At 73.2% G+C, this 16453-nt stretch carries 10 protein-coding genes; 7 read left to right on the top strand and 3 right to left on the bottom strand.

Going from position 1 to position 16453, the window contains the following annotated elements; genetic code table 11:
• Positions 1-17 precede the first annotated feature (17 nt).
• The gene (locus OG852_RS06390; RefSeq protein WP_330347317.1) at positions 18-791 is read right to left on the bottom strand and encodes a phytanoyl-CoA dioxygenase family protein; all 774 of its coding nucleotides are present in this window, start codon (positions 789-791) and stop codon (positions 18-20) included.
• A 60-nt stretch (positions 792-851) separates the two neighbouring features.
• Between OG852_RS06390 and OG852_RS06385 the strand changes: the two genes are divergently transcribed.
• On the top strand, positions 852-1838 hold the full coding sequence (locus OG852_RS06385; RefSeq protein ID WP_330347316.1) for a helix-turn-helix domain-containing protein: 987 nt from the start codon (positions 852-854) through the stop codon (positions 1836-1838).
• 258 nt (positions 1839-2096) lie between these two features.
• Entirely contained in the window at positions 2097-4100 is a 2004-nt protein-coding gene (locus tag OG852_RS06380) for an RICIN domain-containing protein (protein WP_330347315.1), read from the top strand.
• Positions 4101-4122: 22 nt separating this feature from the next.
• Here OG852_RS06380 and OG852_RS06375 read toward each other — a convergent pair whose 3' ends face one another.
• Together OG852_RS06375 and OG852_RS06370 are read right to left on the bottom strand one after the other, a co-directional pair.
• Positions 4123-5385: an arsenic transporter gene (locus OG852_RS06375; RefSeq protein ID WP_133915547.1), complete on the bottom strand. Its 1263-nt coding sequence runs from the start codon at positions 5383-5385 to the stop codon at positions 4123-4125.
• A 157-nt stretch (positions 5386-5542) separates the two neighbouring features.
• Positions 5543-7909, bottom strand: a complete 2367-nt coding sequence (locus OG852_RS06370) for a SpoIIE family protein phosphatase (RefSeq protein ID WP_330347314.1) — start codon at positions 7907-7909, stop codon at positions 5543-5545.
• 301 nt (positions 7910-8210) lie between these two features.
• On the opposite strand from OG852_RS06370, the gene OG852_RS06365 reads away from it, so the two are divergent.
• The 5 genes from OG852_RS06365 to OG852_RS06345 all read left to right on the top strand — a co-directional run bounded on the left by OG852_RS06365 (position 8211) and on the right by OG852_RS06345 (position 16420).
• Complete coding sequence (locus OG852_RS06365) at positions 8211-11291, top strand: glycoside hydrolase family 2 TIM barrel-domain containing protein (RefSeq protein WP_133915545.1); 3081 nt, start codon at positions 8211-8213, stop codon at positions 11289-11291.
• A gap of 133 nt (positions 11292-11424) precedes the next feature.
• Complete coding sequence (locus OG852_RS06360) at positions 11425-13665, top strand: glycoside hydrolase family 9 protein (RefSeq protein WP_133915544.1); 2241 nt, start codon at positions 11425-11427, stop codon at positions 13663-13665.
• 79 nt (positions 13666-13744) lie between these two features.
• Positions 13745-13990 (top strand): hypothetical protein, encoded by a 246-nt coding sequence (locus OG852_RS06355; RefSeq protein ID WP_133915543.1) that lies wholly within the window; start codon positions 13745-13747, stop codon positions 13988-13990.
• 3 nt (positions 13991-13993) lie between these two features.
• Entirely contained in the window at positions 13994-14371 is a 378-nt protein-coding gene (locus tag OG852_RS06350; protein ID WP_133915542.1) for a toxin Doc, read from the top strand.
• 423 nt (positions 14372-14794) lie between these two features.
• Positions 14795-16420: an RICIN domain-containing protein gene (locus OG852_RS06345; protein WP_330347313.1), complete on the top strand. Its 1626-nt coding sequence runs from the start codon at positions 14795-14797 to the stop codon at positions 16418-16420.
• Positions 16421-16453 lie beyond the last annotated feature (33 nt).

Raw genomic sequence — 16453 nt, 5'->3', positions numbered from 1 at the left:
AGGGGCGCGGGCCCGTACTAATGCGGTCCCGACGGCGACGCGAACTCCGTCCCACAGGGCCCCGCCCCCTCACTCTCCCCCAGAGGAACCCGCGCCCCACTCATCGACATGGTCCGGTAGTACCGCCCGATCCGCTCCGCCGACCGCCCCACGTAGTGCCCGATGAACGACCGCCGGAACCGGTCGGCGGACCGGTTCGGCGGAGAACCGTGCACCAGACTCCCGTTGAAGAACAGAACATCCCCCGGCGCCATGTCCACCGGCACGGGCGCCAGCCCGGGCGGCGGCGGCACGTACTCCCGCGCGAACGACACCTCCGCGTCCGCCACCTCCGGACAGAACACCTCCATCCGATGCGTCCCGGGCACGACTTCGAGCCCTCCGTTGCCCCGGTCGATCGGGTCGCACGCCAGCCAGGCCGCCACACACGTCCCCGGCTCCACCCGCAGATAGAAGTTGTCCTGGTGCAGCGCCTGCCCCCGCGCCCCCGGCGGCTTGAAGTAGTACATGCTCTGCGCGGCGAGCACCTCCTCGCCCAGCAGCGTCTCCAGCACCTCGCGCACCCGCCCGTCCAGCAGCACCCGCCGGGCGAGCGCGCTGATCTCGTGCGGATGCATCACCCGCGGACTGTGGTCCAGCGGATCGTCACCGGCCCGCGGCTCGAAGTGCCCCGGGATCGGCCGCCCCGCCGCCGGCAGCCCCGCGAACTCCTCCCGTAGCCGTACCACTTCGTCGTACCCGAACAGCCCCCGGACGACGGTGAAGCCGTCCTCCTCGTACTGGCGCAGCATGTCTGCCTCCTTGATCGACCCCCTTATCGTGAGGCGGACAGCGCCCCCCGGAGGATGCCCATGCGTGCTGAGGACCTGCCCGCCCCTGCCGGGCCGGGGGACCCCTCCCCGCCGCCCGGCCTGGTGGTGGCCGCCCCCTTCGACGAGCCCGCCGGGTACGGCGTCAACCGGCCCGGGGGATCGGACAGCTGGCTGTTCACCTGGACGACCGGCGGTCGAGGACGTCTGCGGCAGGGCGCGAGCGAGGTCCGGGCCGGCCCGGGCGATCTGGTCGTCCTCGCACCGGGCGTCCCGCACAGCTACGGCGTCGAACCCGGCGCCCCGCACTGGCGGTTCTGGTGGGCGCACTGCCAGGCCCGCCCCTCCTGGACCCCGTGGCTGCGCCCCTACGGCACCGGCGACGGCCTGTACGCCGTCACTCCCGTCCCGACGGCCCTGCACGGACGCGTCGAGGCGGCCTTCCGGCGCCTGTACGCCGACGCCCGGTGGACCGGGGGAGCGCACGAAGCGGCACCGGAGACCTCCGGGATCGTCGTGGCGCACGGTGCCGCCGCGCGCGAACTCGCCCTGTGCGCGCTGGAGGAGGCCGTCCTGCTCACCACGGCCGCCGCCCGCCCGCCGCTCCCGCGGCCCGGCCTCGACGAGCGCGTCCGGCGTGTCCAGGCGATCCTCGCCGCCGACCCCGGCGCCCCGCACACCGTCGGCTCCCTCGCCGCACGGGTGGCACTGTCCCCCTCCCGCCTCTCCCACCTCTTCGCCGAGCAGACCGGCCAGTCCCCGATGCGGGCCCTGCGCGAGGCACGGCTGCGGCACGCCGCCCGGCTGCTGGAGGGCACCGGCCTCTCCGTGGAACGCGTCGCCGCGGCCTCCGGATTCGCGAGCCCGTTCCACTTCACCCGGGTGTTCCGCGAGCGCTATGGGAGTCCGCCGGGCGCGTACCGGGACGGAATGCGCGCCACAATTGACGTCCGGGGAAACGGACCCAGAAAACGACGGCAAAAGGGGACACCGATACCGGGACCGTCCCGAACGCAGACAGCTGACTGACGATTCGTCAATTCCGCTGCTCACGCACAGGGTGCACGAAACCGCGAGATCTCTTGTTCCTCCTGGTCCGGCTGTGCGAAGGTGTGGCGTGTCGGCGCACGGACAACGTTTTCCCCTGTGCGCGCGAGACCCCTGTGTTCCGTCACACTCCCCACGCTTCACAAGAGCTGGCTCCTCCGCTGACCTCACAGGTGTCGAACCCTGCCTATTGCCGCATGTCCCTCTCCCCCAGGACATGTCTCCAGGAGGAATGCAGCCGTGAATGACGCAGGCCTGTCGAATTCCCCTTCGGCTCGCCGCCTCGACGCGACGGACGAACAACTGAGCGCGGAACTGACGCAGTGGCCGGGGGAGGAGCCCGCGCTCCACCCCGTCGGCGAGCTGCTGGACCGGCACTGGGAGGCGGCCTTCGCCTACGCGCGGCTGTGCACCGACGGCGAACGCGCGGCCGGCATGCTCACCACGGCCGCCTTCACCCGGCTGTTCGGCGCGACCCAGCACCAGGGCGGGCCCACCGCCGCCTGGCGCCCCCATCTGCTGGCCACCGTCCGCCGGATCGCCGCCGAGTGGGACTCCGACGGCCCCCGTGACCTGCTCCACCCCGCCCTGCGCGCCGAGGACGACGAGGGCACCCCGGTGGCCGCCCGGCTGCTTCCCCCGGCCAACCGGCGCATGATCGCCCGCGCCTTCCAGCGGCTGCCCCAGTCGGCCCGCTGCCTGCTCTGGCACACCGAGGCCGAGGCCGAACCCCTCGCGATCCCGGCCGGGCTGCTCGGCCTCGACGAGGAGGGCGCCCACGTCGAACTGCGCCGCTCCCGCGAGCGGTTGCGCGAGGAGGTCCTCCAGGTCCACCGCGAACAGGCCACCGACGACGAGTGCCACCGCTATCACCGGCTCCTGGACGTCACCTGCCGGCGCGGCGGCATCGATGTCGACCCCGATCTGCGCGCCCACACCGAGCAGTGCCGCCACTGCGCCCACACCGCCGACCAGTTGCTCCAGTTCGAGGGGCTCCTGGGCGTCGCCCTGGCCGAGGGCATCCTGGGCTGGGCGGCCGGCGCCTATCTGGAGGGCCGGGCCACCGCCGACGGACGCCCCCGAACGGCGGCCCCGGAGCGGGAGCGGCATCCGGCCGCGGTCGGCGAGGCCTTCGACGCCGCACCGGCCGAGCCCCGTACCCCCACCGCCTCCGGCGCCCCGTCCGGCACCCCGGGCCGCACCGCCGCACCACTGCCGGCCGCCGTCCCCACCGCTCCCCGTGCGGGCGCCGAGGTCGCCCTCCGTCCCGCGTCCCGCCGCTCGGACCGCAAGGCGGCCCGCCGGGCCCGCCGCCGCAACCTCACCGCCGCCGTCCTGACCGTCAGCGGCATGGTCGTCCTGCCGCTCGTGGTGTGGGCCGCCCTCGGCTCCGACGGCGGAACCGGCAGCGCCGCCGACGGAGCCCCGAAGACCCCGTCCGCGGGCACCGACACCGCCACGGACACCCCGTCCTGGATCGCCGACCAGGAGACCCAGGGCACCCTGCGCGGCCGGCTGCACAACGTCGCCTCCGGGCTGTGCATCGGTGTGGCCGGGAACAAGGCGGTCAAGGGCGCCGAGACCGAGCTCGCCCCCTGCTCCTCCGACGCCGGCCAGCAGTGGACGTACGAGACCGACGGACTGCTGCGCAGCTCCGCCGACCCGAACCTGTGCCTCGACTCCCACCTCGGCTACTCCGTGCGGCTCGGCACCTGCACGGACTCCGCCGCGGCGGCCGCCAGGAACGTCCGGTACGACTTCACCCTCCAGGGCACCCTCGTCCCGCGCTCCGACCAGAACCTGGCCCTCGCCCCCGCCGCCACCGACGGCTCGGGAGCCCTGGTCCTGAAGAACCGGGCGAACGGCACGTCCCAGCGCTGGGTGATCGACACCTCGCAGCCCGACCCGCAGATGGAGTTCGTCAACTGGGGCGCCGACGACACCGCGTCCGCCACCCCGGCCCCGACGCCCACCCCCAAGGCGGCCGAGCCGAAGACGGCCGACCCGACGCCCTCGGCCACCGCGACCCCGGGGACGAGGAACTCCTCCACCCCCTCCTCGGGCACCTCCTGCTCCTACTCCTCCTGGTACTACTGCACCTGGGGCGGCAGCGGCAGCGGCGGCGGCTCCGGGTACGGCTACGGAGGCTCCGGCTACGGCTCCTCGGGCGGGTACGGAGGGTACGGCGGGTACGACGGATACGGCTACGGAAACGGCTCCTCCTTCGGCGGCAAACGCCCCTGACGCCGACCACGGGGGAGCGGGCTCAGACCACCTGGAGCGACACCCACAGCGCCACGACCGCCGCCCCCAGCGTGACCGGCACCGTGAGCAGGCCGAGCCGCGTGAACTCCCCTACCCCGACGTGCTCCGCGCGCTCCTGCACCACCCGCCGCCACAGCAGCGTCGCGAGCGAACCGGCGTACGTCAGGTTGGGGCCGATGTTCACCCCGAGGAGCACCGCGAGGACGGCTCCGGTCCCGGCCGGGGCGGCCAGCGGGACCAGCACCAGGACCGCGGGCAGGTTGTTGATCAGGTTGGCGAGCACGGCGGCCAGCGCGGCGGCCCCGAGCAGCGCGAGCAGCCCCGAGCCGTCCGGCAGGGCGTGCCGCAGCGCGTCGGCGAGCCCGTTGTCGACGACCGCCCGAACGACGATCCCGAGGGCGAGCACGAACGCCAGGAAGCCGGGCGCCGCCGACCGCACCACCGCCACCGGCGTCACCCGCCGCCGCGCCAGCGCCCGCCCGGCCATCACCAGTGCCCCGGCGAGCGCCGCCCACGCCGGTTCGATCCCGAGCGCCGAGGCCACCACGAACCCGGCCAGCGTGCACCCCACCGTGACCAGCGCGAACAGCGGCAGCGCGGGCGGGGGACCGGTGTCGGGGACCGGCTCGGCGCCGGACGGTCCGGCGGGCAGGTCGTCGGCGAAGAACCGCCGGAAGACCGCGTACTCCAGGCCCACCGCGACCAGCCACGGCAGTGCCATCAGCGCCGCGAACCGGGTGAAGCTCAGCCCGCTCGCCGTGAACGCCAGCAGGTTGGTCAGATTGGAGACCGGCAGCAGCAGCGAGGCCGTGTTCGACAGATGCGCGCAGGCGTAGACGTGCGGCTTCGAGCGCACGCCCATCCGGGCGGCCGTGGCGAACACCACCGGCGTCAGCAGCACCACGGTCGCGTCCAGGCTGAGCACGGCGGTGACGACCGAGGCCAGCACGAACACCGCGGTGAGCAGCCGCCGGGGCCGCCCCGCCGCCCACCGCGCCATCCACGCCCCGCACGCGGTGAAGAGCCCCTCGACGTCACACAGGTGCGCCAGCACCAGCACCGCGGCGAGAAACCCGATGACGGGCCCGAGCCGCTCGGCCTCCTCCAGCGCATGGCCCGGTGAGATGGCCCCCAGCCCCACGGCCACGACAGCGGCGGGAACGGCGACGAACGCCTCCGACCGCCCGGCGGGCCGCAGAACGGCCCAGGCGAGCGACGCGACGAGCAGCGAGACGGACAGGGTTTCGGCGAGCGGGGCGTTCAGGGCAGATCTCCGGAGCGGGTTCAGGACGGTGGTTCAGGGCCCGTCTACCCACCCGGGGGCGCGGGGCTGTATTGATTTTGCGGCTCCGCCGCGTGGGCGCGACCAGCCCAGTACGACCCGCAGCCGCCCTCCAACCTAACCCACCACGACGTACGCCCTACTCCTCCTCGACGAGCCCCAGCTCCGCCCAGATCGTCTTCCCCTCCGGCGTATGCCGGCTTCCCCACCGCTGCGTGAGCTGCGCGACCAGCAGCAATCCCCGCCCACCCTCGTCCCAGGTCTTCGCCCGCCGCAGGTGCGGCGCGGTGTGACTGGTGTCGGACACCTCACAGATCAGCGTCGTCGCGTCATGGATCAGCCGCAGCCGTATCGGGTGGGCCCCGTACCGGATCGCGTTGGTGACCAGCTCGCTCACCACCAGCTCGGCCGTGAACGACGCCCCACTCATCCCCCAGTGCGCCAACTGGGCGACGACCTGCTTGCGGATCGGCGCGACCAGCGCCGGATCGGCGGGGATGTCCCAGGTCGCGACCTGCGCGGCGGGCAGCCCCCGGGTGCGGGCCAGCAGCAGCGCCACGTCGTCGGCGACGCCCCCTGCAGGCAGCAGGGCCTGCAGCACCCGGTCGCAGGTCTCGTCCAGGGAGTCGGCGTACGCGGCGAGGGCCTCGCTCAGCAGCCGGTCCCCCTGCTCCGCCTCCCGCTCGCCGGACGCGAGCAGCCCGTCCGTGTAGAACGCGAGGACACTGCCCTCGGCCAGATCCAGCTCGGCCGACTCGAACGGCAGCCCGCCGACGCCCAGCGCGGGACCGGCCGGCAGATCGACCGGGCGCGGCGCGGCCCCCGGCCGCAACAGCACCGGCGCGGGATGCCCGGCCCGGGCCAGCGTGCACCGCCGGGACACCGGGTCGTAGACCGCGTACAGACAGCTCGCGCCGACCTCCCCGGGGCTGCCCTCGCTCCCGGCCTCCTCGGAGAGCCGTACGACGAGATCGTCGAGGTGGGTGAGGAGTTCGTCCGGGGCCAGGTCGATGTCGGCGAGGGTGCGCACGGCGGTCCGCAGCCGGCCCATCGTGGCCGAGGCCTGGATGCCCTGTCCGACGACGTCCCCGACGACCATCGCGACCCGCATCCCGGACAGCGGGATCACGTCGAACCAGTCACCGCCCACCCCGGCGCGCGCGGCCGGCAGATAGCGGGAGGCGGCGTCGACGGCGGCGGTCTTGGGCAGGGAGCGCGGGAGCAGGCTGCGCTGCAGGGCGAGAGCGGTGTCGCGCTCGCGGGAGAACCGCCGGGCGTTGTCGATGCAGACGGCGGCCCGGGCGGTGATCTCCTCGGCGAGCAGGACGTCGTCCGGGGTGAAGGGATCCGGCCGCCGGTAGCGGGTGAGGACCGCGACCCCCAGCGTGGTGCCCCGGGCGCGGACGGGCACGGACATCGTGGAGTGGATGCCGAACTCGCGCACACGATCACCGCGCAGGGTGTCCCAGGCCAGCCACACGTTCAGCTCGTCGACGGCGGCGACCATGGTGCGGCCCGCGATCAGCGAGTCGGCCTGGGGAGAGCCCGCCGGGTAGTGCTGGACCTCGCCGGGCTTGGCCACGGCCATCGGGTTGCCGGGGTCGACGGAGTGGTGCGCGGCCCGGCGCAGGTCCAGCGGGGCGGTCAGCCGGGACGGCGGGTCCCCGCCGTCCCGCGGGTCGAGCAGGTCGACGCTGACGAAGTCGGCGAGCGCGGGCACGCACACCGCGGCCAGTTCCTGTGCCGTCCGCGTGACGTCGAGGGTGCTGCCGATCCGCCGGCTGGCCTCGTTGACCAGCCGCAACCGCTCGCGGGCGAGGTAGTTCTCGGTGAAGTCGTGCGCGGCCAGACACACGCCCCGCACCCGGCCCCGGGCGTCGGTGACCGGCTTGAACCGGGCCAGCCAGGCGTGCGCCCGGTCCTCGCCGCCGGTGCGGGTGTAGATCTGGATGTCCTCGGCCCGACCGTTGGCGAGCACCCGGGCCATGTGCGCCTCCAGCTCGGCGCTCTGCGGCCGGCCGCCGATCTCGGAGAGCCGCAGCCCCTTGATGCGCTCCTCGGGCAGGCCGATCGCCGCGGCCATCGCGTCGTTGACCCGGGACAGCCGCAGCCGCTCGTCGTAGACGGCGACCGCGCACGGGGACTGGATCAGCGCGGCCGTGGCCAGCGGGTCGTCGGGGGAGTGGTGGTCCCCGCCGGCGAGCGGGGTCACGACGAGCCAGGTGCCCGGGGTGTCGAGGAGGGCCGGGCGGTGGTGGGCGAGCAGCCAGATCCGTACGGCGTTGCCGTCGCGGTGGCGCAGCGCGAGTGTTCCGTCCCAGCGGGGGCCGGTGGGGGCCGGTGGTCTTCCCGCGGCGAGGAGTTCTCCCACGGGCCGGCCCACGACCTCGGCCGGTGTCCAGCCCAGCAGGGTGCGGGCGCCCTCGTTCCATCCGACGACCGTGCCGGTGTCGTCGACGACCACCCGGGCCGTCGCGGCCTCGTCGAACGGATACTCCGGGCTCATCGTCGCCACTCCATCGCGGACACTCACAGTGAACAGGCGCGCCACATCCGTTCCAGCCTAGTCCGTCCCGCTCGCGGGCGGACGGGAACCCCCTCAGGGGTCCGGTCGATCGCGTTCCGGCCGAGGTCAAGGGCCGATTCCGGCCGAAGTGGCCTGCCGGACGCAGCTGTCACCCGTGGGGCGTCAACACATCCCCGGCCCCTTGACGGGCGGGAGGGGCGCGTCGTCAGATTCTGTTTGGTCACGATCAGTCGCCAGATCAGTTGTGAGTACTTCTGGGTCCTCAGAGGGAGAGCCGCCAGTGACAGTCACTCGCAGATCCGTCTTGATCGCCTCCACGGCCGCCCCGGCCGCCGGAGCACTCCTCGCCGGTCCGGCCGAGTCGGCCGAGGCGGCGCGCACCACCGGCCGCCACACGGTCGCCCTGCGCGACGGCTGGCGCTTCGCCCTGGTCGACCCGGGCGGGCTCACCGACCCCACCGGCGCGTACGCCGACGCGGCCGCCCCCGGATACGACGACTCGGCCTGGCGCGAGGTGGCCGTCCCGCACGACTGGAGCATCGAGCAGACCCCCACCACCGAGCACGGCACCACGAGCGGCACCGGCTTCTTCCCCGGCGGCCTCGGCTGGTACCGCCGCGCCTTCACCCTGTCGCCCGCCCACGCCGGCAAGCGGATCGCGGTCGAGTTCGACGGCATCCACATGGACGCGTTCGTCTACTGCAACGGCACCGAGGTCGGCCGCCACCCCTACGGCTACACCGGCTTCGCCCTCGACCTGACCGAGCTGCTGCACACCGACGGCACCACCGAGAACGTGATCGCGGTCAAGGTGCAGAACCGTCTCCCCAGCAGCCGCTGGTACTCCGGCAGCGGCATCTACCGCGAGGCCCGCCTGGTCGTCACGGAACCGGTGCACGTGGCCCGCTGGGGCACGTACGTCACCACCCCCGAGGTCACCGGCGAACGCGCGCTCGTCCGGGTGGCGACCGCCGTCGAGAACGCCTCCGGCGCGGACGCCGAGGTCGAGGTCGTCTCCCGGATCGTCGCCCCGAACGGCCGTACCGTCGCCCGTACGTCCTCCACGGTCACCGTCGGCGAGCGGGCCACGCAGACCCATGAGCTCACCGTCCCCGACCCACGGCTGTGGGACTTCACGGCGCCCCACCGCTACACCCTGGAGACCGAGCTCAAGGTCGCCGGCGGACGCGTCGACACCTGCCGCACCCCCTTCGGTATCCGCACCTTCCGCTTCGATGCGGACGAGGGCTTCTTCCTCAACGGCAGGCACTCCAAGATCAAGGGCGTCGACCTCCACCACGACCTGGGCGCCCTCGGCGCGGCGGTGAGCGCCGACGCGATCCGCCGCCAGATGACGATCATGAAGTCGATGGGGGTCAACGCCTTCCGCACCTCCCACAACCCGCCCTCGCCCCAGATGATCGAGGTCTGCGAGGACCTGGGCATCGTGATGATGGTCGAGGCCTTCGACTGCTGGCGGACCGGCAAGACCCGCTACGACTACGGCCGGTTCTTCGACGAGTGGTGCGAGAAGGACGCCACCGAGATGGTGCTCGCCGCCCGCAACTCGCCCGCCGTCGTGCTGTGGTCCATCGGCAACGAGATCCCCGACTCCACCTCCACCGCCGGTCTCGCCATGGCCGACCGGATCATCGCCGCGATCAGGAGCGCCGACGACACCCGCCCGCTCGTCATCGGCTCCGACAAGTACCGCACCCCGCCCGCGAAGGGCTCCGCCGCCGACCTGATGCTGGCCAAGCTGGACGGTCTCGGCCTCAACTACAACACCGCGAAGAGCGTGGACGTGCTGCACGCCGCCTACCCGCGCCTCTTCCTGTTCGAGTCCGAGTCCTCCTCGGAGACCTCCACCCGGGGCACGTACCAGGAACCGGAGCACCTGAACACCGGGGAGAACCACACCCCGGGCAGGCGGGCCACCTCCTCCTACGACAACAACCTCGCCTCCTGGACCATGAGCGGCGAGTACGGCCACAAGAAGGACCGGGACCGGAAGTGGTTCGCGGGGCAGTTCCTGTGGTCCGGCATCGACTACATCGGCGAGCCGACGCCCTACAACGTCTTCCCCGTGAAGGCCTCCTTCTTCGGCGCCGTCGACACGGCGGGCTTCCCCAAGGACATGTACCACCTGTTCAGAAGCCAGTGGACGGACGAGCCGATGGTCCATCTGCTGCCGGCGACCTGGAACCACGAGCCCGGCGCCACGGTCGAGGTGTGGGCTTACTCCAACGTCGACACCGTCGAGCTGTACCTCAACGGAACGTCCCTGGGCGTAAGGAAGTTCGACCGGAAGACGACCGTCGACGGCCGCACCTACCTGGAGACCACCGAACCCACCGGCGACGACAAGACCTTCACCACCGGCCCCTACCCGGGCAGTTACACCAGCCCCAACGGCAGCGCGGGCAAACTCCACCTGACGTGGAGAGTCCCCTACGCGCCAGGCGTGCTGAAGGCCGTCGCCCGGCGTGACGGCAAGGTCGTCGCCACGGACGTCCTGCGCACGGCCGGCGCCCCGCACGCCGTGCGCCTCACCGCCGACCGCACCTCCCTTCCGGCGGACGGGCGTTCGCTGGTCTTCGTCACCGCCGACGTCGTCGACGCGCACGGGGTCGTCGTCCCGGACGCCGAGCACCTCCTCTCCTTCGCGGTGAGCGGCGGTTCGCTCGCCGGGCTCGACAACGGGCGCGAGGAGAGCGCCGAGCGGTACCAGGCGAGCACCCGGACCGCCTTCCACGGCAAGGCCCTCGCGATCGTGCGCTCGGGAACCGGGGCGGGACCCCTGAAGGTGACCGCGCGCGGGGAGGGGCTGCGCCCGGGCACCGTCACCGTGCGCACCGTCCGGGCCCGCTCGGTGGCCGCCACGCCCCCGGCCGAGTTCGCGCCCGACTACCCGGAGCCCGTGAAATACCCTTACGCGGACGCCGGTTACTCCGGTCGGGCGGACACCCTGCCCGCCGCGATGCTGGACGGGAATCCGGCCACCGGCTGGTCCAACGCCTTCGCCAAGTCGGCCACCGCCCTGCTGCCCGCCTTCAGCGGGGCCCGTACGACGGACTGGGTCTCCGTCGACTGGGGGCGTACCCGGGACTTCGACCGGGTGGCGGTCTCCTTCACCGTCGACGCGACCCACGGCCTGCCCGCCTCGGTCGAGGTCGCGGTGGGGGACGGGGAGCGGTACACACCGGTCACCGGGGCGGCCGTGGACTGGGCCACCGACTCCGACGCGCCGACCGTCGTCACCTTCGACGCGGTGCGCGGCTCCCGGCTGCGGCTGACGTTCACCAGCGCCGCTCCCGGGTCGGTCCGAGGGGCCGTGCGGGTCAGCAGACTGGAGGCGTAGCCCCTCCGCGGTCCGGGCGGAACCGGGGCACCGGTCGCGTCCGGACCGTTGACGGGGTGTCATGACTGGGACAAACATATCCTCCGCGCCTGTTTTGGGAGCGCTCCCATGTCGCCGATCGAGGAGCCCGGACGTGAAACGACGCAGAACCGCCCTGCTGTCCCTCGCGGCCCTGCTGGGCGCGGCCCTCACCGCGCTGCCCGCCCAGCAGGCCGGCGCCGACGAGGTCGAACAGGTCAGGAACGGCACCTTCGACACCACCGCCGACCCCTGGTGGACCAGCAACGTCACCGCCGCGGCGTCCGACGGACGGCTGTGCGCGGACGTCCCCGGTGGCACCGTCAACCGCTGGGACTCCGCGGTCGGCCAGAACGAGATCACCCTGGTCAAGGGCTCCTCGTACCGGTTCTCCTTCGCCGCCTCCGGGGTGCCCGAGGGGCATGTGGTGCGGGCGATCGTGGGGCTCGGCGTCGCGCCGTACGACACCTGGTACGAGGCGACGCCGGTGCTCGGTGAGTCGGGGGACTCCTACGCGTACACCTTCACCTCACCGGTCGACTCCACCCAGGGGCAGGTCGCCTTCCAGGTCGGCGGGAGCGCCGAGCCCTGGCGGTTCTGCCTGGACGACGTGTCGCTGCTCGGCGGGGTGCCCCCGGAGGTGTACGAGCCGGACACCGGGCCGCGGGTGCGCGTCAACCAGGTCGCCTATCTGCCCGCCGGACCCAAGAACGCCACCCTGGTCACCGACGCGACCACGAAGCTGCCCTGGCGGCTGAGGAACGCCGCCGGGGCGACCGTCGCCCACGGCTGGACCGTCCCGCGCGGTGTCGACGTCTCCTCCGGGCAGAACGTCCACTCGCTCGACTTCGGTGCCTACCGCACGCGCGGCACGGGCCTCACCCTGGTCGTCGACGGCGAGACCAGCCGCCCGTTCGACATCGGCACGGCCGCCTACGAGCAACTGCGGCTGGACGCCGTGAAGTACTACTACACCCAGCGCAGCGGCATCGCGATCCGGGACGACCTGCGGCCCGGCTACGGCAGGGCGGCCGGCCACATCGGCGTCGCGCCCAACCAGGGCGACACGGACGTCCCCTGCCAGTCGGGCGTGTGCGACTACCGCCTCGACGTCAGCGGCGGCTGGTACGACGCCGGCGACCACGGCAAGTACGTCGTCAACGGCGGCATAGCCACCTGGGAACTGCTCAGCACCTACGAGCGCTCCCTGTACGCCCGCACCGGCCGGCCCTCGGCGCTCGGCGACGGCACCCTCGCCCTCCCCGAGAGCGGCAACAAGGTGCCGGACGTCCTCGACGAGGCCCGCTGGGAGCTGGAGTTCCTGCTGAGGATGCAGGTACCGGACGGCCGGCCGCTCGCCGGCATGGCCCACCACAAGATCCACGACGAGCAGTGGACAGGCCTGCCCCTGCTGCCGAGCGCCGACCCGCAGAAACGCGAACTGCACCCGCCGACCACCACCGCGACCCTCAACCTCGCCGCCACGGCCGCGCAGGCGGCCCGCCTCTACCGGCCCTACGACAAGGCGTTCGCGGCGAAGGCCCTGACGGCGGCCCGCAAGGCCTGGGCGGCGGCCCTCGCACACCCCGACGTCCACGCGAGCCCGAGCGACGGCAACGGCGGCGGCACGTACGACGACGGCGACGCCACCGACGAGTTCTACTGGGCGGCGGCCGAGCTGTATCTCACCACGGGCGAGCGGCAGTTCCGCGACCAGGTGCTCACCTCCCCCGTCCACACCGCCGACATCTTCGCCCCCACCGGCTTCGACTGGTCCCGCACGGCCGCCGCCGGCCGCCTCGACCTCGCCCTCGTCCCCAGCCGGCTGCCGGGCCGCGACACGGTGCGCGCGTCGGTGGTGAAGGGCGCGCAGAAGTACCTGGCCACCCTCGAGGGCCAGCCGTACGGCATGCCCTACGCACCCGACGGCAACCGCTACGACTGGGGCTCCAGCCACCAGGTCCTCAACAACGCGGTCGTCATCGCCACCGCCTACGACCTCACCGGCGCCGCGAAGTACCGCGACGGGGCCGTCCAGAGCATGGACTACGTCCTCGGCCGCAACGCGCTCAACCAGTCGTACGTCACCGGCTACGGCGAGGTCGCCTCCCACCACCAGCACAGCCGCTGGTACGCCCACCAGCTCGACCCGACCCTCCCGGACCCGCCGAAGGGCACCCTCGCGGGCGGCGCGAACTCGAGCATCCAGGACCCCTACGCGCAGAGCAAGCTCCAGGGGTGCGTGGGCCAGTTCTGCTACATCGACGACATCCAGTCCTGGTCCACGAACGAGACCGCGATCAACTGGAACGCCGCCCTGGCCCGGCTGGCGTCCTTTGTCGCCGACCAAGGGTAGGCACGCCTTCGGTACCGCCCGGACACTCACGTGACCTGGGGATATTTACGAGTAAGTACCCGGGCGGTACCGTGAGGGCATGCCAGCCCTCAATGTGGAGTTCAGCGATCGCGAGCTGGAGGACCTGCGGCAGATCGCCAAGGAGCGCGGTACGTCGATGAAGGCGCTCGTACGGGAGGCGGCCGCCGCCGACATCGCGCGGCACCGGGCGCTGCAGGAGGGGGCGGAGGCGTTCCGCACGTTCTTCGCCTCGCACGCCGACGAGTTCGCGGCGGCCTTCCCCGACGACGAACCCTCCGTCAAGGGCGAGGGGCGGGTCGCCTGACCGATGACACCCGTCATCCACATCGACGTGCCCTGGCTGCTCCAGCGCCACGAAGAGGTCCTTCCGGACCAGCCCACCGTCAACGACTTCTCCGCGCTGGTCGCCGCCGTCGCCCGGCACCGGGTCGACCCGCCCCGGCTCGGCGTCGACTCCGACCCGGCCTGGCGGGCCGCGGCCCTGCTGCACACCCTCACCCTGCTCAAGCCCCTGCCCTCGGCCAACGCCCGGTTCGCCTGTGCGACCGCGGTGGCCTACATGTTCGTCAGCGGCGTCGGCATCGACCCGCCCTACGGCGCCCTCGTCGACCTCGCCCGTGACCTGATCGACGGCAAGACCGATGTGTACGGGGCCGCCGACCGGCTGCGGTCCTGGCAGATATAGCCGACGTCCCGGCTTGTCCCCGGGCATGGTTGGGGCCGCCGGCCCAGGGCGGGAGGAACAGGGCCGGCGGCCGTGGCGCGCAGGAGAGCCGCCGTCCTGCGCGGGGCCTCCGAGGAAGTGGCCGGGGTCCAGTCCACTACGCGCCGCCCCCCTCGGGAAGGTGCGCGACACCCCCGCGCGTGCGTCTCTTTCACACGGGGCGCAAGAACGGACGAAGGGCGTACCGGGGGGCATTCGGCCGCCCTTGTTGTCGACTTCCTTTCAACAAGGGGCAGGTTGTCCTCGCGCCTTGTTGCGCGCGACTTAGTTGTGCAATGGTGAACCTTCCGAGCGGGGGGTGACGGCCGGGTCCCTGTGTGACGCCCGTGGTGCGAGCACACGCTCCCCGTCGCACCAACAGGTACGTACCAAAGGAACCGCTCAGTGCCGACCGCGCAGCCGCCTCGCCCTCTCTACCCGCCGCCCGGCGGTGGCCCCGGAGAATCCGACGAGTCCCTCGCCGCAGGGATCCGCGGCGGCACGGACAGCGAGGTCGCCGAGTCCACGGCGCTGCTGATCGCCCGGCACTGGCGGCCGGTCCACGAGTACGCGGTGATCTGCCTCGCGTCCTCCGGGAACGTCTCGAACATGCTCACCGCGGCAGCCGTCCACCAGGTCTTCGACCGGCTGAAGCTGGGCGAGCCGGGCACCGCGCTGCGCCCCCGACTGCTGGTGACCGTGCGGGACATGGCCCGGCTGTGGGCCGCCGACGAGAACATATCCGGCGTTCTGCCGGTGCTGACGAAGCCCGCCGGGGCCCGGGGGATGCGGGCCGCGAAGTCCATGACCCCGGACAACCGGGTGCTCGCCGAGCGCTCCTTCCAGAGCCTGCCCGCGGTCGGCCGCTGCGTCCTGTGGCACGTGGAGGTGGAGGCCGAACCGATCACGGCCGCCGCCGGACTCCTCGGCATGGACACCGAGATGGTCACCGGCGTGTACGAACAGGCCCGCGACAAGCTCCGCGAGGGACTCGTCCGCGCCCACCGGGACCTCGCCCCGAGCAAGGAGTGCCGCTTCTACAACCGACTCCTCGACGTGCCCATCCGCCGGGGCGGCGACCTGCTGCCGGACGTCCGCAGGCATCTCGACGAATGCCGCTACTGCCGGGCCGCCGCCGAACAGCTCGGTCACTTCGAGGACGGACTCGGCGTCCTGCTCGCCGAGGCCGTCCTCGGCTGGGGCGCCCGCCGCTATCACGACTCGCGCCCCGGCCGCGCCCAGCAGCCCGTGCGGCTCAGGGGCTCCGCCCGGCACCGGGGCGGCGGTCCCCGCGGCGGCGGGCTCCTCTCGCGCATCCCCTCGCCGCGCCGCCGCGCGGCCGACGGAACACGGTCCCCGCGCGCCCTGTTCACCGGTGTGGGTCTCGCCTCGGCGGGACTGCTGACCACCCTCCTCGCCGCCGGGATGTGGGCGGACGACGGCGGCACCGACCCGGCCGCCTCCACCAGCGGTGCCGTCCCCGCCCCCGACGCCCCGGCCGCCACCGCCTCCCCGACGACCCCCGGTACCGTCCAGCTCCCCACCGCACCCCAGCGGACCCGGCTCCGCGACGCCGAGGCCGACCTCTGCCTGGACGTCCGGGGCAAGGCCGAGGCCGGCGCGGCCCTGGAACTCGCCGCCTGCGGAACCGACGCCACCCAGCAGTGGTCGTACGGCGCGGACGGTCAGCTCCGCAGCGCGGCCCAGTCCGATCTGTGCGTGGACTCCCACGCCGACGCGGGTGTCGTCATCCTCGGCGCCTGCGTGGACGCCGGGGACACCCGCGCGGACGACGTCCGCTACGACTTCACCGTCCAGGGCGAGTTGCTGCCCCGCTGGGACGACGCGCTCGCGCTGACCACCGCCGGCTCCGAGGCGGGCGCCGACGTCGTGGTGAAGGTCCGCGACCACTCCGACGCCCAGCGCTGGCTGCCCGACAGCGCCTCCGCCACCCCCGGCTCCCTCGCCGTCACCGGCACGGACGCCCCGCCCTCGGCCCAGCGCGTGGACCTGGAGGAGGGAACGGCCTGAGAGCCGACCCGGGTGGCGGTGGGGGCCCTGCCG

It is taken from the genome of Streptomyces sp. NBC_00582 (genome assembly GCF_036345155.1).
Lineage (GTDB): Bacteria > Actinomycetota > Actinomycetes > Streptomycetales > Streptomycetaceae > Streptomyces.
The sequence above is the reverse complement of the archived record's forward strand: the minus strand, read 5'-3'. Positions and strand labels throughout refer to the sequence as shown.

Excerpts from the sequence above, each read along its gene's own strand:
- OG852_RS06390 (WP_330347317.1), bottom strand. The coding sequence starts at position 791 with ATGCTGCGCCAGTACGAGGAGGACGGCTTCACCGTCGTCCGGGGGCTG.
- OG852_RS06385 (WP_330347316.1), top strand. The coding sequence starts at position 852 with ATGCGTGCTGAGGACCTGCCCGCCCCTGCCGGGCCGGGGGACCCCTCC.
- OG852_RS06370 (WP_330347314.1), bottom strand. The coding sequence starts at position 7,909 with ATGAGCCCGGAGTATCCGTTCGACGAGGCCGCGACGGCCCGGGTGGTC.
- OG852_RS06355 (WP_133915543.1), top strand. The coding sequence starts at position 13,745 with ATGCCAGCCCTCAATGTGGAGTTCAGCGATCGCGAGCTGGAGGACCTG.
- OG852_RS06350 (WP_133915542.1), top strand. The coding sequence starts at position 13,994 with ATGACACCCGTCATCCACATCGACGTGCCCTGGCTGCTCCAGCGCCAC.